Here is a 26,996-nt window from a genome sequence, read left to right as displayed (position 1 = left end):
ATGTTTGACCAAAGCAAACTCGGGGAAATGCTCGGCTCTATGCAAAATACCCTAAAGGATCTAGAGGAGCAAAATAAGCAAACCACCCTCACTACAAAAAGTGGCGGTGGGCTGGTGCAAATCACTGCTAATGGCGCAGGGGAAATCATAGATATAAACATCGATGATAGTTTGTTAGAAGATAAAGAATCTTTGCAGATTCTGCTAATGAGTGCATTTAATGATTTATGCAAGAGCATAGAAAGCAATCGCCAATCAAGTGCCTTAAATATTCTTAATGGGCTAGGCGGAGGATTTAATATCTTTGGCGGGAAACCAAATGGCTAATAATATGCTACATTTTTACACAAATTTAAGGCTATGGATTCATAAAAAAGCCTTTTTTTTGCAATATAACAATGCCTTTATAATGTGGATTTACAGGATTGTATACATTCAATGCCCCAACACAAAGCAGATTCACAAAAAAAGACAGAATCTAGCACCTTTGTCTTTTCTCGCACTTATTATGCTTTTTATCACGCTTTGTGCCACAAGCTCGTTTAGCTATGATTATTCACATTGCAAGAGATATTTTAAAGCCGCTAGCACACCTGTGAATCAAAGCTATGCTATTAGCCTAAAAAACCCTAGAGGAGGGCAATATCATCTTATGTATGCGCCGAGTGCGCCAAGCGGAGTGAAGATTCTAAAAGCCGACCCATTCATCGGGCTTTACCTCATCTCCGCACCCAACACAAAGCAAAGCTATGAGCTACTCCCGCTTGATTCACGCACATTAAACGATAAAAATCTCGCCTTTATAAGCGCAGATAAAGCAAATGTAGGACATATCACAAAGCGACAAAATGGCTTTTTGGACTATGCAAGATTCTCATCTGCCACGCAAAGAAATGGAGTTTTAGGCAATATCTGCTATCAAATCTATGGCATAGGTGTAGGCAATGGGCAGTTTATAGAAAAAAAATATATCGATAGATTCTTATCGCAAAAAACGTCCTACTATGGTGATATAGGCATTCGCTTTAGCTCAAGCAAAGCCATTGTGGGCGCGATTGACCCATTTTCACAAAATGCTTTCTCTCCAAATGATGAGATTATCTCCATAAATGGAAGCAAGATTGCTAATGCAAACGAGGCGGAGTGGATTATAAGCAATCTCAAAAAAGATTCATTTGCAAAGGTGCTTATTAAACGCAATGGCAAAACTATGCAAATCAACGCTAAAGTGGGGCAAAGATATGGCGGTTTCTTGCTTGGGGAGACATTTTTAGAACGATTTGGCATACATATTGATGAAAATATGCTTATAAAATCCATTAATCCAAATCGAGCCGGGCGATTTGCACCATTACGCGTAGGGGATACAATCCTGTGGATTAATAAGCACCCAATCATCACAGAAAGCACAAATACTGCTCGTAAAAAATTTGATAGATTTAGGGATTTGCTCTCACAAACGCGTTTTGATGAGCGATTTGATGGAGAAATACAGCTTTTAATTATGCGTAATAATCTTGAGATTTTTATCAAGCTCTAAAACAAGGATAGCAAATGGCACAACATATCGCAGAGATTCTAAAAGATTTTGAATCTTTTCTTACCGCACAAGCCCCGCAAGTCCCGAGCTTTCATACGCATTATGAAAGCGCACTTTGGGAGATGATGAAAAATGGCGGTAAGAGATTCCGCCCTGCCCTGCTCTTTTGTATTGTCAATGCCCTTGCGCCACAGCTGATAAAAAATGCCTTTCTCCCCGCGCTTAGCATAGAGTGTATTCATACCTATTCGCTCATACACGATGACTTGCCTTGTATGGATAATGCTCCCTTGCGGCGCGGACACGTGACTTTGCATACAAAATATGATGAGACTTTAGCCCTGCTTATTGGAGATGGATTAAACACCTATGCGTTTTCGCTCCTCGCTCAAGCGCGACTTGATTCTAATGTAAAACTCGCGCTTATAGAATCTATCGCCACAAATGCCGGTATCGGTGGTATGGTGCTAGGGCAGGTGCTTGATTGTGAGTTTGAAAACACAAAGCTTTCGCTTGAACAATTAAAAATTATTCATCTTAACAAAACTGCAAAACTCATCGCCGCTTCCTTGCAATGCGGAGGCATTATCGCTTGTGCGAGTAGTGAGCTATGCGAGAAGCTTTATGTCTTTGGCTTGGAACTTGGCGTGTATTTTCAACTCCGTGATGATATTATCGATATGTGCTTAGACACGCAAGAGGCGGGAAAAACAACGCAAAATGATACGCATAAAAATAGCTATGTGAATCTGCTCGGTTTAGAGGGTGCAAAGGCGGAGTTTATGAGACAAAGAGCGCAACTCAAGGAGCAAATCGCGCTCTTTGGTGAATCTATTGCATATAACCTCACATCGCTTTTAGAGGATTATTTTAAGGAGATAGGATAAATGCAAAATCTTTTAGAGATGTATTTAGATTCTAAACACAACGCAAAAATTAAGGCAAAAGCGCAAAGGTTTAAAATATAAACACAAGGAGAGGTGATGAAAAGCATTCTATTAACCAATGATGACGGATTTGATTCAAGCGGACTACTCGCGCTTAAACACGCTTTGCGTAATATCGCGCAGATTATGGTAGTCGCTCCCTCACGCGAAAAATCCGCCTGCGGACACGGGATAACCCTCACGCGTCCGCTTAGTTTTGTGCGACTCGATGATGATTTTTATAAGCTTGAAGACGGCACACCAAGTGATTGCGTGTATCTCGCGCTTAATACATTATACGCAGAGGGCTTTAAGCCGGATTTGGTGATTTCTGGGATTAATTTAGGCTCGAATATGGGCGAGGATATTACCTATTCTGGCACGATTGCTGGAGCTATGGAGGCGTGTATCCAAGGCATTCCCTCTATTGCGATTTCACAGCTTATGACAGATGTCAATCGCACGAAGCATTTTGATTTTTCACTTGCAAAACATTGCATTGTGGATATAGTGAATATGATTTTTAACAAGGGCTTTCCTTTGGGAGAGCGCAAACTCCTTAATATCAATGTCCCACCTGTTTCAATCGATGAATGCAAGGGTTATAAAATTACACAAATGGGATATAGAATCTACGCAAATGATGCGCATTTGCACCGCAACCCGTGGGGCAGAGAATACTATTGGCTTGGGCTTCACCCACTGCAGTGGGAGGAGCGGAGCGATACGACTTATCCAAATGGCTCGGACTTCAAAGCTGTGAATGAAAAATACATCTCCATAACACCCATAAAGCTTGATATGACAAGCTATGAGGACAACGCGCGATTAGATGAATGGATAAAAAAATGAAATGCTATTTTTTGAATCTTGCGGATTTTGTGCGCTGCATTGCAAAGATTCATTATATGAGGATTTACCATACACAAATGTGCAACGCAAGGATTTGTAATGACTGAAATATGCGATAGATACACGCGCTCACGCATTATTTTTGGCAGTAAATTTGAAAAGATTCAAAACACAAAGGTTGTGGTTTTTGGCGTGGGCGGTGTGGGTGGCTTCGTGGTGGATTGCCTCTATCGTAGCGGAATAAAACATATTACGATTGTTGATAAAGATACTTTTGATATAACAAATCAAAACCGACAAATCGGCGCAGAGCATATCAATGAATCAAAAGTCGAGGTATTAGGCAAAATCTATGAGGGCATTACGCCTATACGAGCGAGTGTCAATGCGGATTTTTTAGATTCATTTGATGTAATGAGTTTTGATTATATTGTTGATGCCATTGATGACATTAATGCAAAGGTGGAGATTGCTAAAATCGCCCAGCATAAGCCTTTGGGGCATTATATCGTCTCCACAGGTAGCGCGAAAAAATTAAACCCTCTTAATATTCAAGTGGCAAATATTTGGAAAACTTATGGCGATAAATTTGCGCGTAAATTTAGAGAAAATCTCAAAAAGGCTCATATTAAAAAGCCTTTTAAGGCAGTATTTAGCCCAGAAGTGCCACAATGTAAAGATTTAGGGAGTTTTAGTGGCGTAACTGCGGCTTTTGGACTGACAATTGCAAGCGAAATTATACAAAATATACTCAAAGGAGAGAGCAATGCGAGATGATTACGAGGATTTTGAGGACGATTACACCCAAGATGATGATATGGATATAGACTACTTTGAAGATGAGGGTGATGATAGCTCGTATAGCAACTATGACGATGATGACTATCAAAGCCCAGATAGCGAATATGACGGAGACTATGATGAATGATAGAATCCTCAAAGTCGCGCTAGTGCAGCAATCCTACACAGGCGATAGGGAAAGTATGGTAGCAAAAACCGCCACAATGATAGCACAGGCAAAGCAGAGTGGCGCACAACTCGTGTGTTTGCAGGAGCTCCACACACGAGAATACTTTTGTCAAAGTGAGAATCCTACCTTTTTTGACTATGCGAGTGATTTTGAAAAAGATATTGATTTTTTTAGCGCGTTGGCAAAAAAGCATAATGTTGTGCTGCTTACCTCACTCTTTGAGCGGCGCACCGCAGGGCTATATCACAATACTGCGGTAGTTTTTGAAAAAAATGGCGAAATAGCCGGAAAATATCGCAAAATGCACATTCCTGACGACCCGCAATTTTATGAAAAATTCTACTTCACTCCCGGCGATTTGGGCTTTGACCCAATACAAACGAGTGTGGGGAAGCTCGGGGTTTTAGTCTGTTGGGACCAATGGTATCCCGAAGCTGCACGCATTATGGCTCTTAAAGGTGCGGATATGTTGATTTATCCCACAGCGATTGGGTGGTTTGATGAAGATTCACAAGAAGAGAGGGCGCGACAAAGGGAAGCGTGGATAGCGGTGCAGCGAGGACACAGCGTTGCTAATGGACTGCCGACAATGGCGATTAACCGCGTGGGCTTTGAAAAAGATAGCAGCGGTGTGGAGAGTGGCATACGCTTTTGGGGAAGCAGCTTTGCCTTTGGTGCGCAAGGTGAGCTTTTGGCAATGGCAGATAGTGAGTGTGAGGAGCTACTGCTTGTGGATATTGACTTAAGTAGAAGCGAGGAAGTGCGGCGAATGTGGCCCTTCTTGCGCGATAGGCGTATAGAATCTTACAAGTCCATTTTAAAAAGATTCTGTTTGTAGGATTAAGCTATAAATCTTACACAACAAATACTCTCGTGGTTCGAGAGTATTTCGCATTTGCTTACTTATCTTAAGTGCTTTTTGCATTTTTAAGTATTTTTAAGATTTTTGTATCTAGCTTTAGATATTACAACATCATCAAAATTTTGCTCTCTTGGCTTACTACTTGCAAATCTTTTCTGTTTTCAAACACACTTGATTGATTATTTTTAGGTAAAATGACGCGTTTCTTAAAGAAACGAATTTTTCTACAAAGGACAGACGATGAAAAAAGTTCTCGTTAGCTTGGCTCTTAGCGCAGGTCTAGCCACAGGTGCATTTGCCGCAGCAAATAGCAATACAGGTTGCGGTCTTGGTTCTCTCCTTATTGACAAACAAGGTCTTATTTGGAATTTATTTCAAATAACAACAAATAACTCAACAGGAACTCAAACTTTTGGTATTACTTCTGGAACATCAGGCTGTAAATCTGGCAAAATCGTAATGGATAGCCGCACACAAGAATTTGTAGCTGCAAATATGGATGCTCTTTCTCAAGAGATTGCTCAAGGCAGAGGTGAACACCTTGACACACTTGTAGAACTCCTTGATGTAAGCGACAAAGAAAGCTTTAAGGTAGCACTCCAAGAAAATTATCACAAACTCTACACAAGCAAAGACGCGCAAAGCGCAGATGTGCTTGATGGCGTAGCGAGTTTATAATCCCACGCGCAAAGCTCTTAGGAGCTTTGCCCCCTTTCTTTTATGTCTTTTAGCTCGACTTATTCCAAACTCTTTTTTATTATTGTTATGTGTGCATACCCTACTCTAGCACAAGAAATACAAACACTACAAGATTCACACATACCCCAAGTAAGCACAGATTCAGAATCTAAAAACGCACAAAATACCCAATTTACCGCAGATTCGCAAGAGAAACACACACAATTAGCCCAAGATACACATTCTCAAAGCTTACAAGCTCAAACTTCCCTAATCATTGATAGCCTTATCGCCAAAACCAAAGCTTTAAATATCGCAGATTCTAAAGAGTGGCGAGACTTGCTACATATTGATGGCAATAAAAGCGAAATTGTCTCGCCCTATTTTTTCCTCACACCACAATTTGGCGAATCTAAAAATATCGCACAAGATGAATTAGAATCTACTATCCGCGCATTCTATCAGCCAATCTCATCTATTGTCGTCCCCGAAGCAATTAGGCAAAAGCGTCTCAAACAAATCATCGAGTATGAGGAGAATGATATTAAGCTCCCCACACGCTCCATTGACGCGGAGGACTACCACGCGCTATGTCGCTTCCCCGCGCGATTTGCCTTTTTAGCCTCTAAGCTTGATTTTGCAGATTTACCCAAAGTGAATTGCGTGGATTATGAGGTTACGCGCAAATATATCGCGCCCTCAAAGGCAAGTATCGTATTCCCCTCCGCACATATCAACTCACCTGCTTCAATGTTTGGACATACATTTTTACTCCTCGATTCAAGTTTTAATTCGCGCCTACTCGCCTTTGCGATAAACTACCAAGCAGACGCCGACCAAAATAAAGAAAATCCCATTAAATTCGCTTTTAGTGGGCTCTTTGGATTTTATACTGGGAGTTACTCTATCCTACCCTACTATGATAAAATCAAAGAATACGCCAATGTAGAATCCCGTGATATGTGGGAATATGAGCTTAACCTAAGTAGTGAAGAAATCACACGGCTTTACAATCATATTTGGGAGTTAAGCGATGCATTTAGCTGGTATTATTTTTTCGACAAAAATTGCTCTTACAATATCCTATGGCTACTCGAAGTCGCACGCCCTAGCCTGCATTTGCGTGATACTTTTGTCTATCAAGTCAATCCGCCAGAAACTCTTTTTGCCCTTAAAAATGCAAATCTCATTACTAAGGCAGCCTATCGTCCAAGCAAACGCGCCAAACTCCTCGCCTATGAAAAAGTGATGAATCACTCACAAGTGAGTCTAAGCAAAGCCCTTGCAAAGGGCAAAAAAGTCCCAGAGGATATAACCCAAGATTCTCATCTTTCACTTAAGCAAAAGCAATACATTTTAGAATCCGCGCTTGAATTTAGCGAGTATAGATTCCTAAAGGGTAGGTTGGAAAAAGAATCTTACACGCAAATCGCGCATAATATTGCCTCCACGCGCTCCACACTTGGCGCAAATACACCGCCCTTTATCCCCCCCCCCTCAAATCCGCTTGAGGGCAATCAAAGCCTAAGAATCACGCCTATGGTTCTTACAAATGCGCAGGGAGCGCACCCCGCACTTGATTTTAGGATAACTTTTCACGATTTGACTGATAATGACAAGGGTTATCTTAAGGGAGCACAAATCGAGTTTATGCGTGTCTTAGGCTATTATGATACAAGCAAAACCGCCTCTAGCGCACCAACCCTCTATCAATTTAATATCCTCTCAATCGCCTCAATCGCACAAATGAGTAAGTTTTTTAAGCCCTTTTCTTATCGAATTGAAACAGGATTCAATCGCACATTTAATGATGATGCTTTGCACTACTTTGCGGCATTTGGCGGTGGCGCATCTGTCAATCTATGGAATCTCGGCTATGGATATTACCTCCTTGAACCAACATTTTTTGTCAATACCTCTAAACAAGCCGACTTTGCACTAAGTCAAGTCGTGGGACTCGTGTTGAGCGATAATAACCGCCTCAAAGCCACGCTTGAATATAAGTTTAAGGCATATGACACGCGACATTTTAGCCACCAGCTCGATAGTAGTATAAGTGTGAATCTCGTGCAAAATCTCGCGCTTCTAGCAAGTGTAAGGACACTAAAAAATGATACCGCGCAATATTTTAGACCTGCGTATATGTTTGGATTAAGAATGTATTTTTAGCTTTTGTTGTAAATAAAGTTTCTATATTTCATTTTTTTATTGGCATATTTGAGAGTTTTTGCAAATTTTTAGAATCCTTGTTTTTTATTTAGGAGGGAGGGGAGAAAAAATACACAAAATGTGTTTGTGGTTTGCCACCCCACACACAAAACTCCTATTGAAAGATTCTCAACAAGTTGTTAAATACAATACAAAGCATCTAAAAAGCCAAAATTCTAAGAATATTCTAAATCCTATCTCTTGCTATTATACATCTCGCAACCGGGTTGATAGCCCATATAACACGCCTGTACGTAAAATTCAAGTGCCACTTCTTTATTCCTTGCCACACCCTTGCCTTTTTCATACATCTCTCCTAGATTCATACACCCGGCGACACTTCCGCCCATACACGCGCGATGATACAAAGTGAGAGCATCTGTGTAGTTTTTACTCACAAATATTCCCTCCTCGCTTAACACCCCGAGATTATTACAGCCATCAGCCTCCGCACGCGAACAAGCCAAGCGGTAGAGTTGTACACTCACATCATAGCTTTGCTTCACGCCAAGTCCATTTTGATATAAAATCCCAAGATTGCTACACGCTTTAAGCACACCGCCATCACACGCCATTTTGTAGTAAATAGCCGCCTTAGAATACCACTGCACACCATTTTCACCTTTCATATACTCGTGCGCAGCCATATAGCAATCCCCGGGTATGCCCTCATAGCAACTAGAAAGATATGGCGCAAGTCTTTGACGCATTTCCATACTTTCATACTCATTCATATTTTCATCGGCTAAATATGCGCCAAAACCCATACTTAAGGCTACACAAAGTATTGCTAAGATTCTCATTTGCCACCCCCCTTAAGTTTGATATGCTTATACGCCTCGCAGCCCTCTTGCATACCAAAATCACAAGCCAAACCATAAAATTCCATTGCCCTGTGTATATTTTTTTTCATACCCTTGCCCTCATATAGCAAATCAGCGAGATTGAAACACGCTCTATCGTCCCTTGCTAAACACGCGTCTGCATAATACACCCCCGCCTGTTTATAGTCTGTTTTGACACCCAAGCCCTCTTCAAACATCACACCCAAGTTGTTACACGCCCTACCATAGCCGCTTTGACACGCATTTGTGTAGAGCTCAAGTGCTAAGGCATAATCCTGCCTCACACCCAAGCCAAAATGATGCAAGATTCCAAGTGAGCTACACGACATCATAAATCCCCCCTCACACGCCTTATTGTAGTAGCTCGCACTCATAGAGTAGTTTTGTGCGACACCGCTCCCTTGAAAATACAAAGTCCCAATAGCGTGGCACGCACCCATATTGCCATCATAACAAGCATTTTCATAAAGCCTTATGGCTTTGCTAAACTCACCATTTTGCCACGCGTTATATGCCTTCTCTAGTTCCTCTTGCGTATTTTGTGCGACATATGCATTTTGAAGTGTTTTCTGCATATTTTGCAATTCTTCTTGCGTATTTTGAGAGACTTCTACCATAGATTCTAAAGGATAAGAATCTGCCCTGCTCCCTTTCGCATTATTCGCACAACCCTGTGCTAAGCCAAATAACACAATCAATACAAGACTATGAATCTTCCTCATTGTCTAGCCTTTTTACAATATTTTATTAGATTTTGTATGCTAAAAGCATTCCTTTTTTACAATTTTTATCAATTTTCGCACAAGCTTTGCACTAAAAAAGCACAAAACTACACATTCTTGACAATATAATTTTATAAAATCCTTATATAATGTAATAAGGATTTTATAAAATTAAAAATATTTGTATGAATGTTTGCAAAAGTGCGAGATAAGCAAAATTTGCTTTTGTGATTAATTCATTAATATTATGCAAAAATGGCACGATTTTTTCTTACATTATTTTATATCAAAGAATGAGGAATATATATGCTAAAACATTTCACACTTCCACTAGGGTATGTGGTCTTATTTGTGAGCTACAGCTTTAGCTTAGAATTTGGCTCAATGGGGCAAGTATCTGCTGGTATGGGCGGAGCTGGGGTAGCACTTAAAGATTCTGCGTGGGGTTTATATTATAATCCCGCACTTTTAGGAGCCGACAGGCGCACAAAGGCTGGGTATAGTTTTGGCTTGCAATTCAAAGAGCAAAATCTCCTTCAAATGGCAGCAATTGATGTGGATAATCTTAACGACCTCCCAAATACGCTTAATAACCAACTTTTAAGCGGCACTGGCAAAAGCGTAACAATTGGCAACACAACCATTGATGGCGCACTAGGCGGCGCACTTGATGCACTTTTTCCAAAGCCCCAAACTCCCGGCACAATTGACGCAACCGATTTATCAAATCTCCTTCAAGAGCTTGACCCTACAACTACCGCTTGCAACTCTTTCACTACTTGTGCGCAAACTATTAGTGGTAATCTAAGCTTAGCAAATAAACTCAAAGACAGACTCACCGATGCAGCAAATAAAGGTGGTAGCCCTTTGATAGGAGATATTATCTCTGGTATTGATGCTAGTAATCTAGGTGATGTGTTAAATGGACTTGACCAAGCAGGCAGCACAGCAGATATTGCTGATAAAATTTTAGAAAATGCTGGTTCTCTCACGATTAAAAAAGGTGCAGATTCTGTTATAGATAAGCTTTTAAATGATTTTGGTGTTATTGATAGAGCAATGAAAAGCAATGATGTCGTGCTTAATACACAAAATGGTTTTGTCTTTCAGTTTGCTGGAGATAAAAAGCAAAGACGTATAGAGAGTGATATTGTAGGGAGTATCGATATACAAGAGGTAGATACAGGACGCGGAGCCGTAGGCATAGGGCTTTTTGCCTCTGCATTTTCTAACGCCTCTGTCGCACTTGATCCAAATAACAATCAGCTTATTTTTAACCTAGGTGGCAAATACTATACTGCAAGTGCGAATGGGGATAGTGTCTCCCTAACACACGACCCAAATAAAAATGACTTACAAGGTTCAGTTATGTATGACCAAGCACAGCATACACTTTATGCAAATGCCCTAGCTCTTATAGAAATTCCCGTAGGCTATGGACATACGCTTTTTACACCTCTAGGCGATGTAAATGTCGGTGTAGCGGTAAAATTTATGCAAACCATAGGTTATGGACAGAATCTTAAATTCAGCGTGGGGAGCTTCCCTGATGTATCTTTCAATAAAGATGATACAGATATGGCACAAACTTTTGCTTTTGACTTAGGTTTTCTCTATACGCCAAGAATGATGAAAAATTTTAATGTAGGGCTTGTTGTAAAAAATCTCAATGCACCTGTTATTAAACGCACAAATAATCTCGCAGATATTACGCTTAATCGCCAAGTGCGCGCAGGGATAAGTTATAATATGATGGATTTTCTTACCTTTGCCTTTGATGCGGACCTTGCGCCTAATGACACTCTCTCTCTCTCAAGCCCCAAAAGCCAATATATCGGCGGAGGAATAATGGCAAATTTCAAGACGATAGACTTTAGATTAGGAGCTATGCGAGATTTACGCTCAAATAGTGGTGAGGGCACAATACTTACTGGTGGTGTAAATCTCCTTGGATTCTTAGATATAGCACTTCAATATGGACTAGGACAAAACATTAATCTTTATGGCGTGAATGTATCAAACTATATGAGTGCGCGTGTAGGCGGGCAGTTTAGCTTTTAGAGATAAGTTAGCTTTTGGTAATGATGGTTTAAAAACTGAGAAATTTAGAAACTTAAAAATCCTTCATCTCAAGCAAACCTATAAACGCTTTAGAATCTTAAAAACTTATTTCTTTTTTTCGCGCAAAAAATAAAAGTGTTTATACCTCCCCATTCCTCTCAATCCCTTTCTCAAGAGGATAAAATCCACACGATTTAAGGCTTTTGTCAAATAAAGTAAAACTTGCACTTCTTAGATTGCGTGACTCGACACATATTTTATGCTTAAATTCTCCACCCCAAAGCCTAAATCATTTTAAACAATGCCCCAAAAGCCGATATTACCTTACTTATGGTATGATATACCATTTATTTTGCAAAAAGGAGTTGGATTATGATTTCTTTAAAAAGAGTGTTTTTGATGTTGGCAATAGCTGGTGGTATGGCTTTTGGCGCACCAGCTAAACCCACCACTACAAACAAAAACTCACTGCAAGATACACAAAAGAAGCTTTTGGGTAATTTTGCAAGTGGCTCAATCCTTAATGGTTCTAACAAAGCTGGAAATGTCGCACGTTGGTATCTTTTCAATGAAGGACACTTGGGATATTCATACAGCAAATTAGGCGATTTGAATCTACATTCTGCCGACCTTGGCTATTCTATCTATATAGCTTCTATCAAGGCTGCAAATGGCATACGCCCTTATTTAGGGACAGAAATAACGGTGCCTATCTATCTTAAATCAGTCGGCGAGTCAAATGCCTTTTATGCTGATGCTAATTTGCCTTTGCCCGGCGGCAGACAAGTTATGACAGACTTAGGATTCAATGGCTGGGGTGCGCAAGTGCCTGTGATTGTAGGTGTGCAAATGAATTCGTTCTACATTCAAGGTATGGTGGGATACTCATATCATAGCATTACAGATAATTTCTTTGTAAGCGATACACAAAACGATACTTCACTTAGCAATACATACCACGGCTTAGTCTATGGTGTAGGTGCTGGTTTTAAGTTTCAAAATGTGTTTAGCGTAGGTTTGCGCTACATAATGGGTGAGCTTACAAACTCTGACCGCGACCCCGGTGCAGTAATTCCCACTACTGTAGTTCGCACCAAAGACTTCAAAAACAATTATCAAAGATTCTCTGTCATCTTTGGTGTTGTATTCTAGCTTTCTCCCCTTTCTCTTCCACCTCCCGCACACGTGTGTGGGGAGAGTGGCATTTTTTTTGCTTCGCCCTTTGAAAAGGTAAAGGGTTTTTATGTCTCAAAAAAAAATTGATATTGCTACCGCCGTAGAAATGGCGTATAAGCTTTATCAACAAAAACAATATCATCAATGTGTGGATATTTGTATCCAAATCTTAGCTATCGACTACACGCGCGCGGATATATGGAATCTAGCTGGGATTGTTATGCTAGAGCTTAAAATATATAAAAGGGCAATTGAGTATTTTACTCAAGCTGCGAAGTGCAATCAAAGGGATTTAGACTATCAAATCAATCTTGCGGAGGCTTACCGCCGCAGTGGCAACCCTACACAATGTGTTGAAAAACTTGAGTGGCTACTCAATGCGGGAAATGTCTCTAATCCAAATTTGCATTTTAATCTTGCTAAAGCCTATGCGGATTTAGAGGATTCAGAAAAGTCCATTTATCACTACACAATCGCTATTAAGCTTGACCCAAATGATTTGGGTGCGATGTTTAATCTCGCAAACGCGCAAGTAAGCCTCAAACATTTTGGTGAAGCCATAGAGCTATACCTCCACGCACTCGGTAAGGGCTACCTTGATGCAGGTGTGAATCTCGCAAATACCTACATACACATAGGGCTGTTTAATGAAGCGGTGCAGGTGTATAGCGCGATTTATGAGTATTACAAAGACGAGGGTGATTTCTTGTTTAACTACGCAAATGCGCTTAATTACGCCAATACAAACGCACAACACGCACTTATGCTCTATCTACAAGCGAGCGCACTCAACCCCGCAAATGTGCATTATCGCACGAATTACGCGCATTTTTTACTTAAGAATCTGCATTTTGAAGAGGGATTTAGAATCTATGAGGAGCGCAAAAAGCTTCCAAATATGCTACCAGAGGGTATTACATCGTTTTGGGAATATAATGGCGAGAAAGCAGATTTCGCAGATAAATCTGTGCTTGTCTATCACGAGCAAGGCTTTGGTGATAGCATTATGTTTGCGCGGTTTTTGCCACTTCTCATACAATGCACAAAAAAAGTGCGTGTAATCGTGCAAGAAACGCTTGTGCCGCTTTTTTCAAAATTTGGAATCGAGTGTGTGGTACACAGGGACGAAGTGGGGGATTACGATGTAGCAATCTCGCTCCTCTCCCTGCCTCTCGCACTTGGTGTGCGAAGTGTGGAGGATTTACATATAACTCCATTTTTACTACAAAATACACAATCTCGCACCACAGAATTAAACAAAGGGCTGCAACACACGATAAAAATAGGCATTTGCTTTAGCACAGATTCACAATTTAGCGAGGCAAGTAGCAAAAGTATGCCTCTCAAACTGCTAATGGAAGCCTTGAGTGATGAATCTATCGCTCAGCACTTAGAGATTTATTCGCTCAATAAGGCGCAGTGTAAGGAAATAAGCGAGTATGCGATTGTGCAAAAAACAATGAATGACTTTGCAGAAACTTATGATATCATCAAGGATATGGATATGGTGATTAGCATTGATAGTGCTGTGGCGCACTTGAGCGCGAGTATGGGAAAGCATACGCTTGTGCTATTGCATAAGGGCTATGATTGGCGTTGGGGGAATGGTATTTCTACGCCGTGGTATGAATCCGCAGTATGTATCACGCAGAGTAAAATGGGTGAGTGGGGTGATGTCGCACATAATGTGAGTGCGTATGTAAAAGGATTTTTGGGCTAATTTTACAAACCTCAAGATTCTGTTTTTACAAATTTTAGAATCTATACTACAAAAAAGTTTTATATGTTTCTTTACTCCATAGAAATTTTTTGCAAAAAAATGTTTATCCCCTCCCCATTCCCTTTGAAAGAATACTTTAGCACATTTTTAAAGCATTACAGGGTAAATGATATCCACAAATGATACATAAAAAAGAGGAGGAGCGAGAGACAAATGCCTAAGCTAACTTTTAAGCTTCTCCATATTATAAAAAATAGGCTAAAAATTCTTAAAACTTACCAAGCAAAACATCTACTCAAATTTTAAATCTAAAGTTTGCAAACCCTAGATTCTAATACCCAATCACTTCCGCAGGGGAGCGATTTGTCGCGTGAAAAATAATGCTCTTATGAAGCCTCGCGTAATATTTCATAAGATTTTTTTGCACGATTGGTTCAATACTAGGCACAAACCACGCGTTATTGCTCGTCATAATCACATATTGCGGATTATCTGCGTAAAACCCCTTATTTGTGCCCTCATAACAAATAGCATTTTTGAATCTAACGCCTTTTATATCAAAATAGCCAAAATCACTTCCTGCGCTAAAGCCTCCGAGCCCCTCAAAAAACAGATTCGCAAGAGGAGTAAAAAACGAGGGGATATACTCTCCAAAAGGCACTAAAAGCACCTTATCATAAAAGCTCACCACACCATTTTCAAATTTAAAAGTACTATTAAAATATGAGGGGTCGCCCTCTGTATTCTCCTCATCACGCAATGCACCCACGATAATCACAATTTCATTACTTAAACCCAAAAGCTCATCGTAGGGCACAAATCCATTATAATTCCAATGCAAAGGCGCATAAAATGCGCTCTCTGGCAATACAACAACATCATATCCCTCATTTATGGCATTACGTACAGATTGTATATGTTCCGCAAAAATAGCTACAATCTCTTCACTGCGCGTTTTTAAATCCTGCGATACATTACTTTGTATAAGTTTAATTTTGAGCGGTATTTGGTTAGATTCAAAAGTTTGCGATGATGTATAGACTTGCAATTGATAAGGTATTTGGGGAGTTTCTTTCACAAAACTCTGCCAATCGATTGCAATAGCAAGGCATAAGATACTAAAAAGTCGCCACCACGATTGATATTTTACAAAAAACCACAAGCCAAGAATAATAAAAGCAAAACTAAGCTTATCTACCCCCATATAGCTATATGCAAACACGCTCTCAAGGACAATCCAATCAAATCCAAGAGGTGTAAGGTAGCTTAAGGATAGCAAAAATATAAAGCGTAAGATAAAACAATCACACCAAAGAATGATATAAAACACAAAGCCCACAAATAGTCCAATCAATATCACAACCACAGGGATAAGCACACCCATATCAAAGTAGCGCATTCCCAAGGTAATCCAATAAAACCATAAGATACCGATAAAAAATCCTACGCTAAATCTACGCTCTCTAGGGGTAAAAAGCACACTTGCAATACTAAATAAACCAAGCAAGGTGGCTAAAAATGGCGGTATATCTGCAACACCACAAATTTGCAAAAACCATTGCATATAAAAAGGCAAAACACAAATAAACGCAAACACAAAAGATATGCTAAGCCATATAAGTGTGGGTTTGTAAGTACTCGTATCACGCAAGGAGAATGCTCGATATGGGACATTAAGTATCCCATATTTTATAGAATCTAAAAAACCACCCTGACTAGATTTTTTTGTTTCAAAAGGTAACATACAAATATGCCTTAAAATATATCAAGAAAAACAGGGTTTTATTTAAAAGTAGTGCCACCATCAATTACAATCGTTTGACCTGTGAGCCACGCACTCTGTGTTTCATCACAGAGGAAAAATACCGCACCTGCAAGGTCTTCTGGTGTCCCCATACGATTAAGGGGAGATTCCTCCTCGACTTTAGCCTTGACCTGCGCGTAATCAGGGAATGCTCGAAGCGCGTCCGTATCGATAGGTCCACCGCTTACTGCATTTACTCTTATGCCCCAACCACCAAGCTCTGTGGCAGCGTATTTTACCATTGTTTCTACCGCATTTTTAGAATTGCCGTGTCCCGCATAATTTGGCATATACACAAGATTCCCTGTCGAGCTAAGAGAGACTATCGCTCCACCACCGACTTCTTTCATACGCTTCGCGGCTTCCTGTGCGCCCACCACAAAGGCAAGAACGGTTGCTGTGTAGATATTGTTTAGCCCTCTAGGCTTTAACCTCATAAATGGTGCAAAACCACCTGCCACGCTTTTGCCATAAATAATAGCATTAGACACAAAAAAATCAACTCGCGAGAAATCCTCGTCAATTTTCTTAAAAAGTTCGATGTATTGGTCTGTCTCGAGGACATTGAGCGGATAGAATCTCGCCTTTATGCCGTATTTGCTTTCCACATCTTGAGCAATTTTTGCCGCTTCCTCCTCGTTTTTATTGTAAGTGAAAGCGACATTCACACCATTTTTAGCAAATCTATACAAAATAGCCTTGCCAATTCCTCTCGTAGCACCGCTGATTACAAGCGTTTTGTCTTTCATAAAATCAGTAGTAGAAGTCTGTACATCTTTCATTTCTTCACCTCATATTGTTCTAAAATTGCTTGTATTTTAGCCATATTTTCCTTAGAAGGTGGCACGAGTGGTAGCCGATATTCTAAGTTTTGCAACAATCCTGCCAAAAACATCGCCGCCTTAATCGGTATGGGATTGCTCTCACAGAATAGAATCTTATTAAGCTCATAAAGCTTGGTATTAAGCTCATAGCTCTTTCTCATATCACCCTGCAGTGCATAATGTGTCAAATCGGCAATTTCTTGGGGCATTAAATTGCCTGTTACAGAAATAACACCCTTGCCATTATTGGCTAAAATGGGGAAATTAATTGCATCATCACCACTCAAAATGGCTATGCTCGGCACCTCTGCGCCAAGTGCCACCACTCTATCCATAAGCCCCGCGGCTTCTTTTATCGCATAAATATTCGGGCATTGCGTATGCAAGGCTTTTATCGTATCTATTTCTATACTTACACCGGTGCGCGAGGGGACATTGTAGAGCATCACAGGAATTTCTACAGCATTTGCCACCGCTTGATAATGCTCAAATAAGCCCTGTTGCGTGGGTTTGTTATAATAAGGAGTAACACATAAAAGCGCGTGTGCTCCACATTTTTGTGCAAAAAGCGCAAGTTCTTTTGCCTCTGCAGTGGAATTACTCCCTGCCCCTGCTAGAACCTTTACATCGCTACCCTTGCAGATTTGCACTGCAGATTCTATACATTCCATATGCTCTTTATGTGAGAGTGTGGCAGATTCACCGCTCGTTCCTACAGGCACACACGCGTCCATTCCATAAGCGATTTGTCGCTTGATTAGCCTCTCATAGCTTTCAAAATCAACCTTATTGTTTTTAAAAGGTGTGATAAGCGCACTCATTGCTCCAAAAACCATACCTATTTCTCCTTGTCGGTATCTTTTAAAATCACAACACTTAGCGAATCTTCCACAAAATATTTCTTTGCCACTTCCTGAATCTGCTCTATACTAAGAGCGTCAATATCTCGCTCATAAGAAAACAAAGGTGAGATGTCTCCACGCACTAGATAACTCCCAAAGAGTTCAGCTACCGATGATGAGCCCTCAAGACTATAAACAAAACTTGCCCTTGTATTGATTTTCACCTTATTAAGCTCCTCTTGAGAAATTTTACCAGCTTTAAGATTCTCCAAAATTTTGTAGATTTCTTCCTCAATTTTTTCTGCTCTCATACCCCGCTTTGCCGTGGCGATAATCAAAAACACGCCCTCATCTTTGAGCTCCATATTGTAGGCATAAATCCCCGCCGCAATTTGCTGTTTGTCGATGAGTTCGGTTTGAAATATGCTTGATTTACCCGCACTTAGAATCTCGCTTATCGCACTCAAAGCGACTTGGTCTTTACTCAAAAAATTAGGGATTTTATAGCCCATAGCAAGATATTCAAGCTGTGAATCTTTTTTTACAATAGCGCGTCTTATACCATCTTGCTTTGGTTCTTTTGCTACTACCTCTGGGATAGGCGTGCTATTTTTCAATGTGCCAAAATGCTTACTTGCGGAAGCAAAAACCTGATTTGGCTCGACATCACCACTCACAAGCACAATCGCATTTTGTGGCTGATAGTAGGTGTTATAAAAAGAGGTGATGTCCTCAATACGCCAACTTTGAATATCCTCCATAAACCCAATGGGCGTCCAATGGTAGGGGTGATAAGTGAATGCAGTGTTAAAAAAGCGAAAATACAAATACCCCATAGGTGAATTGTCAGTGCGCCACAATCGCTCCTCTGCCACAACATTGCGCTCCGGGAGAAACTCATCATTTTTAAGCAAGAGATTACTCATAAGCTCGGCAAAAAGCTCTAAAGACTTGTCAAGATTCCCTACACTTGATTTGATAAAATAACGTGTATAATCAAAGCTTGTAGAAGCGTTATTCACGCCACCAAAGCCCTTTACTATTTCATCAAACTCCCCAGCTTTAAGTTTCTTTGTAGATTTAAAGCTAAGATGTTCGAGCATATGGGCTATACCACTCTTTCCCATTACCTCGTTGCGACTACCAACCTTATAAAACACATTTGTTTCAATCACACCACTCTTGTTATGAAGCGGCACGACCACGACTTGCAAACCATTATCAAGCGTCTCTGTAAAATGCGTAGGCAATGCGCTTTGTGCGAGTGCTTGAGCGACTAATATATGAGAAACACTCATCAAAACTCCTAAAATAAACTTCACACACTACTCTTTTTGCGTATCTGTGCTATTTTCTTTAGAATCTACATTGTCCTTAACTGCTATCGCATCTACCGCATTAAAGTCTGCACCGACTAACTCTCTATTAGAATCTACATTTTCCACAGGTTTATTTTGTGGCTCTACAACCACATTTATAGGAGTGGTGCTTGAAACAGACTCTATATTTTTATCACTCGCTTTAGTTGCTATGGATAAAAGATTTGCATCTTTCTCGACAATCTTCCTAGGTCTGCCTACTTTGCGCGATTTCGCGGGAGTAGATTCTGAATCCTCTTTATTGACTCGAGGTCTGCCTACCTTCTTACGAGGGACGCTTTTTTCTTCCGTTTTAGCTTTTTTTTCTGTAGATGTTGTTGCTGTCTTCGCACTGCTATCCTTCTTTTTGCGCCCTCTGCGCCCTTTTGTCTGCACTTCCTGTTTATCTTGCGTAGAATCTCCACTCCTTAGCTTTGCAGATTCTATAGATGTAGAATCTGCCTCATCACTTGCCCTCTTCTTGCGTGTCTTAGGTTTATTTGCAATATCATATCCCACCGCCTCGCTGATGTTACTCAAACCATCTGCCCTTAAAAGCTGCAATAAGCCATTGTTGATATTTTTGCATAGCTTTGGACCCTGATAAACCAACGCAGTATAAACTTGCACAAGCGATGCGCCAAGCTTTATACGCGTATAAGCCTCCTCTGCGCTATCAATACCACCCACAGAGATAATAGCCACTTTGCCAAAAAATGCTTGACTAAGAATCTTTAGTACTTCTTTTGACTTTTCTTTCAAAGCAGCCCCACTTAAGCCACCACTTTGCTTTGCGCCCTCTATGAGAGTATAATCAATGGTCGTATTTGTAGCAATCACCCCGCTCACGCCACATTTGATAGCCATTTCTACCACTTTTAGCATTTCGTCTTTATTCATATCTGGGGATATTTTCACAAAAATCGGTTTTTGTATGTGGGAGCGTGCCATACTGAAAAGCTCTTGCACGAATTTCACATTTTGCAAATCACGTAAATGCGGTGTATTAGGCGAAGAGAGATTAAACACAAAGTAATCCCCCACTTCCATACAATCAAGCAATACATTCTCGTAATTCTTGAGCGAATCACTCTGCTCGATAATCTTATTTTTACCCACATTGATACCAATGGGTATGCTGTAAGGATAAAATTTTTTTAATCTATTCACAATTTTGAGTGAGCCCTCATTATTAAATCCCATTTCATTTTGCAAACTCCTCTCTTGCATATATCGAAAGAGGCGAGGCTTTAGATTCCCCTCTTGTGGTGCTTGAGTGATAGTGCCAATCTCTAAAAAACCAAACCCAAGCGCAGATAACCCCTTTACCATACTCGCATTCTTGTCAAATCCAGCTGCCAAGCCGATAGGATTATAGAATCTCATACCTGCCACTTCTGTATGCAAACTCTCATCAAAAACGCAATACCGCGACACTGCAAAATCCTGTATAAATGGTAAAGGCACGATATTTTTAAGCGTCCAACCCGCAAAATTATGCGCCTTTTCTGCATCAAGCTTAAAAAGATATGGGGATAACTTTTGATAAATTGACATAAAGCACCTCTGTAATTAAAATTTGGAGACAAAATAAAAGCATATTGTAGTAAAAAAAAATAAACTATTTGGTGGAGTGTAGGGGGGTCGAACCCCTGACCTCAACGCTGCCAGCGTTGCGCTCTCCCAACTGAGCTAACACCCCTAAAGTCTTAAAAAGCTTAGGATTTTGCCTTGTTATCGCTTAAAAGATTCTGATTTAGCTCATAATAATGCTTCAAATATACTTCGTGCATACTCTCTCGCAGCTTTTCATACCAATTTTCATCACTAAAATCTGGTGTGAAAGCCTCCATAAGCACCACTCTTGCAGTATTTGTCTGCACTGATATGGGTGAGCTATTATACAATTTGCGCGTGTCGATAAGCACTGCGGGCTGAATCCTAAGATTAAGCTTAGAAGCTAGAATCTTAGCCCCTGATTTGAAAGATAAAAACTCCTCATCTCCCTTACTCCTCGTGCCCTCGGGAAAAATGGCTATGGGGCGGTTTTGAGCAAGATGTCTTTTTGCTTCTTTAAGCAAATATACGATACTTTTTTTATCCTCTCTATCAATCAATATCATATCTGGAGCTTTGAGTGCATGTCCATAAACTGGAATCTCTCCTAGCTGTTTTTTCGCTACCCAACAAAGATTCGCAGGGTGATAGGATTCAAAATAAATAATGTCTGTAACACTTTGGTGATTTATTACAAAAAGCTGTGCGTCCTTGTCATACTCGCCGATACGCTCTACCTTTAAGCCATTCAGCGAAAAAAACCAGCGGCACTGCCTTCTTGCCTTTCTACCATTTTCCTTGTTACGCGTGAGGTAAATCTGCACAATAATAATAGGCAAATACAATGCAATTGAGAGTGTCGCCACTATGCCTCTAATTTTTGCTAACATATTCTTTCCTTATCCAACCAACTTTAGATTCTATCATTACCTTATAGTAGTCCTCATATTCCCCGATAATCGCCACGCGCGTAGGCACTTTGATAATCTCTGTAATCGTAGAATTATGTGTGGGGACAATACTCACACTCGCACCTACCTGTGCCACGCCCGAAGTCGCGCTAAAAAATACATTATACCCGAGTAGCAAAACAAGCACGAGCAATGCAAACGCACTTACTTTACGCAATTTTTTAAATACAACCCACACGAGTATCACAAAGACAATAAGCCCACCCACAAGCAGATTCTTAAACATCAAAATGGTGTTGCGTGGCTTGATGTCTCCGCCCTCTTCAATGGTGTTTTGCAAGATATTAATAGGCAGATTGATATTTACAAACTGATGTTGAGTGATATTAAAATAGTCAAAAGAAAGCTGCCTTATGGATTTATCAAGCACAACATAGTAGATTCCATAAGTTACACCATCAACAACTTTACTATCCTCTAAACCTTGCATTGGATATTGGGCGATTTTCATCGTGTTTAAAACCGCGCCTATGCTTTCAAACTGAAAAATCACTATATTGTTATTCTCATCATATTCTTTTGCACGATAATCTACCACTTCAAAAGAATCCGCAATTACAGAAATATAATTTGCATTGCTCGTTAGTTCTACAGCCCGCAAAGTCGCACCCGGTGCTATAAGCTCCTCTTCATAGTCAGCAGAAACCACCTTTATTTTCAAGGGTGGTATCGTTACATCTTTACCAACAATGTTATACACATAGGTGCTAGAAAGCATACCATTGGTGTCACTTTGCCAAGAAGCATTTTTATTTTTCAATACTACATTATTTTTTGTGCTCATATCAAGCACATCAGTGCTTACAAGCTTCGCGCCAGAAAGAAGCGTGAGAGTATATTTTACCTCAATATTTTGCCCTACATAGAGACTTGTATCTGTCTTAGGAAAGGAGACATTGACATAGGCTATTTTTGGAGTGATATTTTCATTTTCCCCAGTAGCAAAGGCAGAGCTAATACCAGTAAGTAAAATCAGTAAAGCACATACGATATTTTTAAGCGCTCCGCTTGTTTTGAACATCATTATCTCATTCCTCATCTTAGATTCTATAAACCTCGATTCTATCGCCAAGAATTTAATCAATTTTTTAGAATCCATTCTCTTACAATCCTTTATGTGAAATCTGCAATAGATTATCAAGCATTGCTATGCCATCACGACTTCCCAATATGTTTTCAATCGCCCTTTCAGGGTGGGGCATCAAGCCAAATACATTTTTCTTTTTATTACAGATTCCAGCAATATTTGCCACAGAGCCATTGGGATTATCCACATATTCAAGCAGAATCTGTTCATTTTTACGCAAGGATTCTAAATTCGCTTCATCAATGAAATAATTGCCATCGGCGTGGGCTATGGGCAAATTTATCTCTTGATTGAGGCTGTAAGAGCGCAAAAAAGCATTGTCCTTATTGACAATTTTTAGGGTTTGCATTTGTGAAATGAAGTGTAAATTTATATTACGTTTTAAAGCCCCAGGCAAGAGTCTAGCCTCGCATAGAATCTGAAAGCCATTGCAAATGCCAAGCACATAGCCACCATTCAAAGCAAATTCCTTGATGGCTTTCATAATGGGTGAAAACTGCGCTATCGCCCCACAGCGTAAATAATCCCCATAGCTAAAACCTCCTGCTATCACTACCAAATGTGAATCTTGTGGTAAGGTTTCATCTTTGTGCCACACGATATGGGTCTTTGCACCAAGCATATCAAAAGCATATTGCGTATCAAACTCACAATTCGTGCCAGGAAAGCGGATAATAGCCACATTCATTGCAAAATCTCAATACTATAATCTTCAATCACAACATTTGCGAGTAGATTCTCGCACATATCCTGCACGAGTGAATGTGCCTTGTCCTTATCACTCTCCTGCAAGTCCAAAATAATCTCTTTTGAAAGCTTCACATTTTGCAAACTATCAAACCCGTGCGCACTTAGCGCGTGAAAAATAGCTTTCGCTTGAGGGTCAAGCACCCCCTCTTTCAAACAAACAAGCACTTTTACTTTCATTATTTGCCCTCTACATTAATTTATCACTTTTATGTTACGCCATTATGTCAAAATACGGCGCAAAACCTCTTCATACGCGACTTTCACATTACCCAAATCTTGTCTAAATCTATCTTTATCAAGCTTTTCATTCGTACTTTTATCCCAGAACCTACAACTATCAGGACTAATCTCATCGGCAAGAATAATATTCCCCTCATTATCACGTCCAAATTCAAGCTTGAAATCCACGAGTTTCAAATCCCTCTTATCAAAAAATGCCTTTAACACATCATTAACTTTACGCGCCTGCTCTCTTAAGATATGAATCTCACCCCGCTCTTTGATTAAGCCCAAAATCTCACAATGCTCATCGTTAATAAGCGGATCACCTAGTGCATCATCTTTGTAGTAAAACTCCACAAGTGGATAAGGAAGCACATTCCCCTCTTTTATACCTAAGCGCTTTGTGAGTGAACCAGTGGCAATATTGCGCGTAACCACTTCTATGGGGATAATACTTACCCTCTTGCATAACATTTTGTTATCGTCTGTTTGTTTTATGAAATGTGTTTTTATACCCTCTTTTTCCAAAAGCGTAAAAAGCAAAGTGCTAATGCGACAATTTAACGCACCCTTGCCAGATTCAGAACCTTTTTTCTCTGCATTAAAAGCAGTCAAGTCGTCTTTAAACTCCGCAAGTAGCACATTTTTATCATCTGTTTCAAAAAGTTTTTTACCCTTGCCTTCATAGAGCATATTTGTCTTTGCCATTATTTCCCCTTGTTGGTTAGTTTTGTAACGCCTATCACATCCCACGCCTTAAGTACATCAATCGCACTTTTAAGCTGAATGTCTTGATAAATCGCACTTTCACTTAGGACTTTTTTATCTTCATTGTCAGTTTTTGTCTTTGTATTTTGTTGATTGACTTTCTCAAGTTCCCCCTGCAGATGTCTCTTTAAATCAGATTCTTTAATATTGAAGTTATTTTCATTCTCCGGCGCAGCACCCGGATACACAATAATATCCGGTGTAACGCCCACAGCTTGAATCGTCCTGCCACTAGGAAGATAATATTTTGCCGTTGTGAGCTTCAAGCCCTCATTTTGGTCTATTTGCATAATGGTCTGCACACTGCCTTTGCCAAAAGTTTGTTCTCCGACAAGCACGGCACGTTTATGATCCTGCAAAGCACCAGCTACAATTTCACTCGCACTCGCGCTTCCACCATTTATCAGCACCACCACAGGCACATCAGCATAAGGCGCACTTTTAGCCTTGTATTCGATATTTTCACCCTTTGTGCGCCCCCTCTGCGTAACAATCACGCCACTTTTGATAAAAAGCCTACTCAAATCCACAGCCTGATCCAGCACACCCCCAGGATTATTACGCAAGTCAAGCACAATACCGCCAATTTTACCTATTTGTTTGAGTTCACTTGTAGCATTGCGCGTTACATTTTTATCAAACGAGGACACGCGCACATAAGCGTAATCACTCCCCTCAATTTTGCGCACCTTCACAGAATCTATTTTGATAATATCACGCACGATGGCAAAAACAAGCGGTTTAGACTCGCCTTTGCGCACGATAGTAAGCTCTACCTTTGTGCGAGGCGCACCGCGCATAAGATTCACAGCATCATCAATACTCATATCAATAGTGCTTTTATCATTTACCTTAATAATCACATCGCCGCTTTTAAGCCCCGCTTTATCGCCGGGCGTACCATCAACAGGAGCGATAATCGTCAAAGCCCCATCCTTAAGCCCAACGGTAATACCAATCCCACCAAACTCACCATCAGTATTCGCACGCAAATCATCAAATTTTTTCTTATTAAGGTAGGTAGAATGTGCATCAAGATTGCTTAAAAGCCCATCAATTGCCTTATTCGCGATCTCATCAAAGCTTAGCTCATCGACATAATTTTCCTCCACAATAGCCATAATACGACGCAGTTTTTTGAAAGATTCTAATTTATTTTCTTGTGAATTTGGCTTAACTTTTTGTGTCTCATTAGCCACCAGCCCCACAAACAGCGCAGAACTTACCAACAATGAAATGATAATGCCCGATAAAACAACGCGCGATTTATTCATCATTATATTACCCTTGAAAATGTGATAAAAATTTAAAAGGCACCATTTTATCTCAAAAAAACTATATATTTTTTTAATTATGTAATTTTATTGTGAATGAAGTTTTTAGAATCTGCATAAATTACACAGCTAATATCATAATGAAATTCTTATAGAATACTAACACGAGCAGATTCTAAAGATTGTATTAGAATCTTTAGGTTATAATGCGCTCTTTTCTAAAAAAAAGCAAGATTTTATAGAAGGAATACTATGGGAAGAGCATTTGAATACCGCCGCGCCGCGAAAGAAAAGCGTTGGGACAAGATGAGTAAGGTTTTTCCAAAACTCGCAAAAGCAATCACTTACGCTGCTAAGGAGAGCGGTATTGACCCCACGATGAATGCAAAACTCCGCACCGCTATTGCAAACGCTAAGGCACAAAATATGCCAAAGGATAATATCGATGCCGCCATTAAGCGCGCAAGTGGCAAAGACGGCACTTTTAGTGAAATTACCTATGAGGGCAAGGCTGCTTATGGCGTGCTAATTTTTATCGAATGCACGACCGATAATCCCACGCGCACGATAGCAAACATCAAAAGTTATTTCAATAAAACCCCAAATGCAAATATCCTTACTAATGGTTCGGTGGATTTTATGTTTGCGCGCAAGAGTGTATTTGAATTTCGCACACAAGAAAATATTGCTGATTTAGAGCTCGCACTGATTGATTATGGATTAGAGGAGCTAGAGAGTGTAGAGGACGAAGAAGGGGTGTATTATATCGCCTATGGTGATTATAAGGACTTTGGCACCTTAAATGAGGGTTTTGAATCTTTAAAAATTCCTCTGCTTAAGGCGAGTTTGCAGAGGATTCCCACCTCTCCCATCACGCTTGATGAGATGCAAATGCAGGAGATTGAAAAGCTCTTAGATAGGATTGAGGAAGATGATGATGTGCAGGCGGTTTATACAAACATCCAATAAATAAAAAAAT

Annotated in this window: 25 protein-coding genes, 1 tRNA gene and 1 pseudogene; 13 read left to right on the top strand and 14 right to left on the bottom strand. The window is 40.2% G+C overall.

The window, feature by feature from the left end:
- From LS67_RS04030 to LS67_RS03995, 9 genes are all read left to right on the top strand, one after another.
- Positions 1-327 (top strand): YbaB/EbfC family nucleoid-associated protein, encoded by a 327-nt coding sequence (locus LS67_RS04030; protein ID WP_034328063.1) that lies wholly within the window; start codon positions 1-3, stop codon positions 325-327.
- Positions 320-1,540: a DUF7488 domain-containing protein gene (locus LS67_RS04025; RefSeq protein WP_236096340.1), complete on the top strand. Its 1,221-nt coding sequence runs from the start codon at positions 320-322 to the stop codon at positions 1,538-1,540. Before LS67_RS04030 ends, LS67_RS04025 begins: the two co-directional genes overlap by 8 nt.
- Positions 1,541-1,554: 14 nt before the next feature.
- Positions 1,555-2,427, top strand: coding sequence for a polyprenyl synthetase family protein (locus tag LS67_RS04020; RefSeq protein WP_034328061.1), 873 nt, complete (start codon positions 1,555-1,557; stop codon positions 2,425-2,427).
- Between the two features lie 96 nt (positions 2,428-2,523).
- Positions 2,524-3,318 carry a 5'/3'-nucleotidase SurE gene (gene surE, locus LS67_RS04015; RefSeq protein ID WP_034328060.1) on the top strand — a complete coding sequence of 265 codons (795 nt, stop codon included), beginning with the start codon at positions 2,524-2,526 and terminating at the stop codon, positions 3,316-3,318.
- 99 nt (positions 3,319-3,417) lie between these two features.
- Positions 3,418-4,095 carry a ThiF family adenylyltransferase gene (locus LS67_RS04010; RefSeq protein ID WP_034328058.1) on the top strand — a complete coding sequence of 226 codons (678 nt, stop codon included), beginning with the start codon at positions 3,418-3,420 and terminating at the stop codon, positions 4,093-4,095.
- A complete protein-coding gene (locus LS67_RS09755) occupies positions 4,085-4,246 on the top strand; it encodes a hypothetical protein (RefSeq protein ID WP_162845534.1) in 162 nt (53 codons plus the stop codon). The genes LS67_RS04010 and LS67_RS09755 overlap by 11 nt, the downstream gene beginning before the upstream one ends.
- Positions 4,239-5,126 carry a carbon-nitrogen hydrolase gene (locus LS67_RS04005; RefSeq protein ID WP_407081055.1) on the top strand — a complete coding sequence of 296 codons (888 nt, stop codon included), beginning with the start codon at positions 4,239-4,241 and terminating at the stop codon, positions 5,124-5,126. The genes LS67_RS09755 and LS67_RS04005 overlap by 8 nt, the downstream gene beginning before the upstream one ends.
- A gap of 264 nt (positions 5,127-5,390) precedes the next feature.
- Entirely contained in the window at positions 5,391-5,828 is a 438-nt protein-coding gene (locus LS67_RS04000) for a DUF3015 family protein (RefSeq protein WP_034328054.1), read from the top strand.
- A gap of 87 nt (positions 5,829-5,915) precedes the next feature.
- Complete coding sequence (locus LS67_RS03995; RefSeq protein WP_081953941.1) at positions 5,916-7,997, top strand: Lnb N-terminal periplasmic domain-containing protein; 2,082 nt, start codon at positions 5,916-5,918, stop codon at positions 7,995-7,997.
- Between the two features lie 233 nt (positions 7,998-8,230).
- Here the strand turns inward: LS67_RS03995 and LS67_RS03990 are convergent, their stop codons facing one another.
- Both LS67_RS03990 and LS67_RS03985 read right to left on the bottom strand, forming a co-directional pair.
- The gene (locus tag LS67_RS03990; protein WP_034328053.1) at positions 8,231-8,839 is read right to left on the bottom strand and encodes a tetratricopeptide repeat protein; all 609 of its coding nucleotides are present in this window, start codon (positions 8,837-8,839) and stop codon (positions 8,231-8,233) included.
- Positions 8,836-9,603 (bottom strand): tetratricopeptide repeat protein, encoded by a 768-nt coding sequence (locus LS67_RS03985; protein ID WP_138109601.1) that lies wholly within the window; start codon positions 9,601-9,603, stop codon positions 8,836-8,838. The genes LS67_RS03990 and LS67_RS03985 overlap by 4 nt, the downstream gene beginning before the upstream one ends.
- A gap of 306 nt (positions 9,604-9,909) precedes the next feature.
- Here LS67_RS03985 and traF point away from each other — a divergent pair, with 306 nt between their 5' ends.
- The 3 genes from traF to LS67_RS03970 all read left to right on the top strand — a co-directional run bounded on the left by traF (position 9,910) and on the right by LS67_RS03970 (position 14,560).
- Entirely contained in the window at positions 9,910-11,664 is a 1,755-nt protein-coding gene (gene traF / locus LS67_RS03980) for a conjugal transfer protein TraF (protein WP_052099828.1), read from the top strand.
- A gap of 372 nt (positions 11,665-12,036) precedes the next feature.
- Positions 12,037-12,816, top strand: coding sequence for a hypothetical protein (locus LS67_RS03975; protein WP_034326102.1), 780 nt, complete (start codon positions 12,037-12,039; stop codon positions 12,814-12,816).
- Between the two features lie 91 nt (positions 12,817-12,907).
- On the top strand, positions 12,908-14,560 hold the full coding sequence (locus LS67_RS03970; RefSeq protein WP_034326104.1) for a tetratricopeptide repeat protein: 1,653 nt from the start codon (positions 12,908-12,910) through the stop codon (positions 14,558-14,560).
- A gap of 331 nt (positions 14,561-14,891) precedes the next feature.
- On the opposite strand, the gene lnt is transcribed toward LS67_RS03970, so the two are convergent.
- The 12 genes and pseudogenes from lnt to LS67_RS03910 form a co-directional block, all read right to left on the bottom strand.
- Positions 14,892-16,304: an apolipoprotein N-acyltransferase gene (lnt, locus tag LS67_RS03965; RefSeq protein ID WP_201274016.1), complete on the bottom strand. Its 1,413-nt coding sequence runs from the start codon at positions 16,302-16,304 to the stop codon at positions 14,892-14,894.
- Between the two features lie 38 nt (positions 16,305-16,342).
- On the bottom strand, positions 16,343-17,146 hold the full coding sequence (locus LS67_RS03960) for an enoyl-ACP reductase (RefSeq protein ID WP_052082058.1): 804 nt from the start codon (positions 17,144-17,146) through the stop codon (positions 16,343-16,345).
- A complete protein-coding gene (gene dapA, locus LS67_RS03955; protein ID WP_034326105.1) occupies positions 17,143-18,024 on the bottom strand; it encodes a 4-hydroxy-tetrahydrodipicolinate synthase in 882 nt (293 codons plus the stop codon). Before dapA ends, LS67_RS03960 begins: the two co-directional genes overlap by 4 nt.
- Before the next feature lie 2 nt (positions 18,025-18,026).
- Positions 18,027-19,328 carry a M16 family metallopeptidase gene (locus tag LS67_RS03950; protein ID WP_034326106.1) on the bottom strand — a complete coding sequence of 434 codons (1,302 nt, stop codon included), beginning with the start codon at positions 19,326-19,328 and terminating at the stop codon, positions 18,027-18,029.
- A 564-nt stretch (positions 19,329-19,892) separates the two neighbouring features.
- A pseudogene (locus tag LS67_RS03945) lies at positions 19,893-20,945 on the bottom strand (quinone-dependent dihydroorotate dehydrogenase); the annotation flags it as partial.
- A gap of 69 nt (positions 20,946-21,014) precedes the next feature.
- Positions 21,015-21,090 (bottom strand) — tRNA-Ala (locus LS67_RS03940).
- Positions 21,091-21,106: 16 nt separating this feature from the next.
- Positions 21,107-21,835, bottom strand: coding sequence for a lysophospholipid acyltransferase family protein (locus LS67_RS03935; RefSeq protein ID WP_034326108.1), 729 nt, complete (start codon positions 21,833-21,835; stop codon positions 21,107-21,109).
- Positions 21,819-23,015, bottom strand: coding sequence for a hypothetical protein (locus LS67_RS03930; RefSeq protein WP_236096339.1), 1,197 nt, complete (start codon positions 23,013-23,015; stop codon positions 21,819-21,821). Before LS67_RS03930 ends, LS67_RS03935 begins: the two co-directional genes overlap by 17 nt.
- Positions 23,016-23,019: 4 nt before the next feature.
- Positions 23,020-23,691, bottom strand: a complete 672-nt coding sequence (gene purQ, locus LS67_RS03925; RefSeq protein WP_034326109.1) for a phosphoribosylformylglycinamidine synthase subunit PurQ — start codon at positions 23,689-23,691, stop codon at positions 23,020-23,022.
- The gene (gene purS / locus LS67_RS03920) at positions 23,688-23,930 is read right to left on the bottom strand and encodes a phosphoribosylformylglycinamidine synthase subunit PurS (protein WP_034326110.1); all 243 of its coding nucleotides are present in this window, start codon (positions 23,928-23,930) and stop codon (positions 23,688-23,690) included. Before purS ends, purQ begins: the two co-directional genes overlap by 4 nt.
- 42 nt (positions 23,931-23,972) lie before the next feature.
- Positions 23,973-24,683, bottom strand: coding sequence for a phosphoribosylaminoimidazolesuccinocarboxamide synthase (purC, locus tag LS67_RS03915; protein ID WP_034326112.1), 711 nt, complete (start codon positions 24,681-24,683; stop codon positions 23,973-23,975).
- Positions 24,683-26,020 (bottom strand): S41 family peptidase, encoded by a 1,338-nt coding sequence (locus LS67_RS03910; RefSeq protein WP_034326113.1) that lies wholly within the window; start codon positions 26,018-26,020, stop codon positions 24,683-24,685. The genes purC and LS67_RS03910 overlap by 1 nt, the downstream gene beginning before the upstream one ends.
- A gap of 249 nt (positions 26,021-26,269) precedes the next feature.
- On the opposite strand from LS67_RS03910, the gene LS67_RS03905 reads away from it, so the two are divergent.
- A complete protein-coding gene (locus tag LS67_RS03905) occupies positions 26,270-26,986 on the top strand; it encodes a YebC/PmpR family DNA-binding transcriptional regulator (RefSeq protein WP_034326115.1) in 717 nt (238 codons plus the stop codon).
- Positions 26,987-26,996 lie beyond the last annotated feature (10 nt).

This window comes from Helicobacter sp. MIT 03-1616, from assembly GCF_000765685.2.
Lineage (GTDB): Bacteria > Campylobacterota > Campylobacteria > Campylobacterales > Helicobacteraceae > Helicobacter_C > Helicobacter_C typhlonius.
The sequence above is the reverse complement of the archived record's forward strand: the minus strand, read 5'-3'. Positions and strand labels throughout refer to the sequence as shown.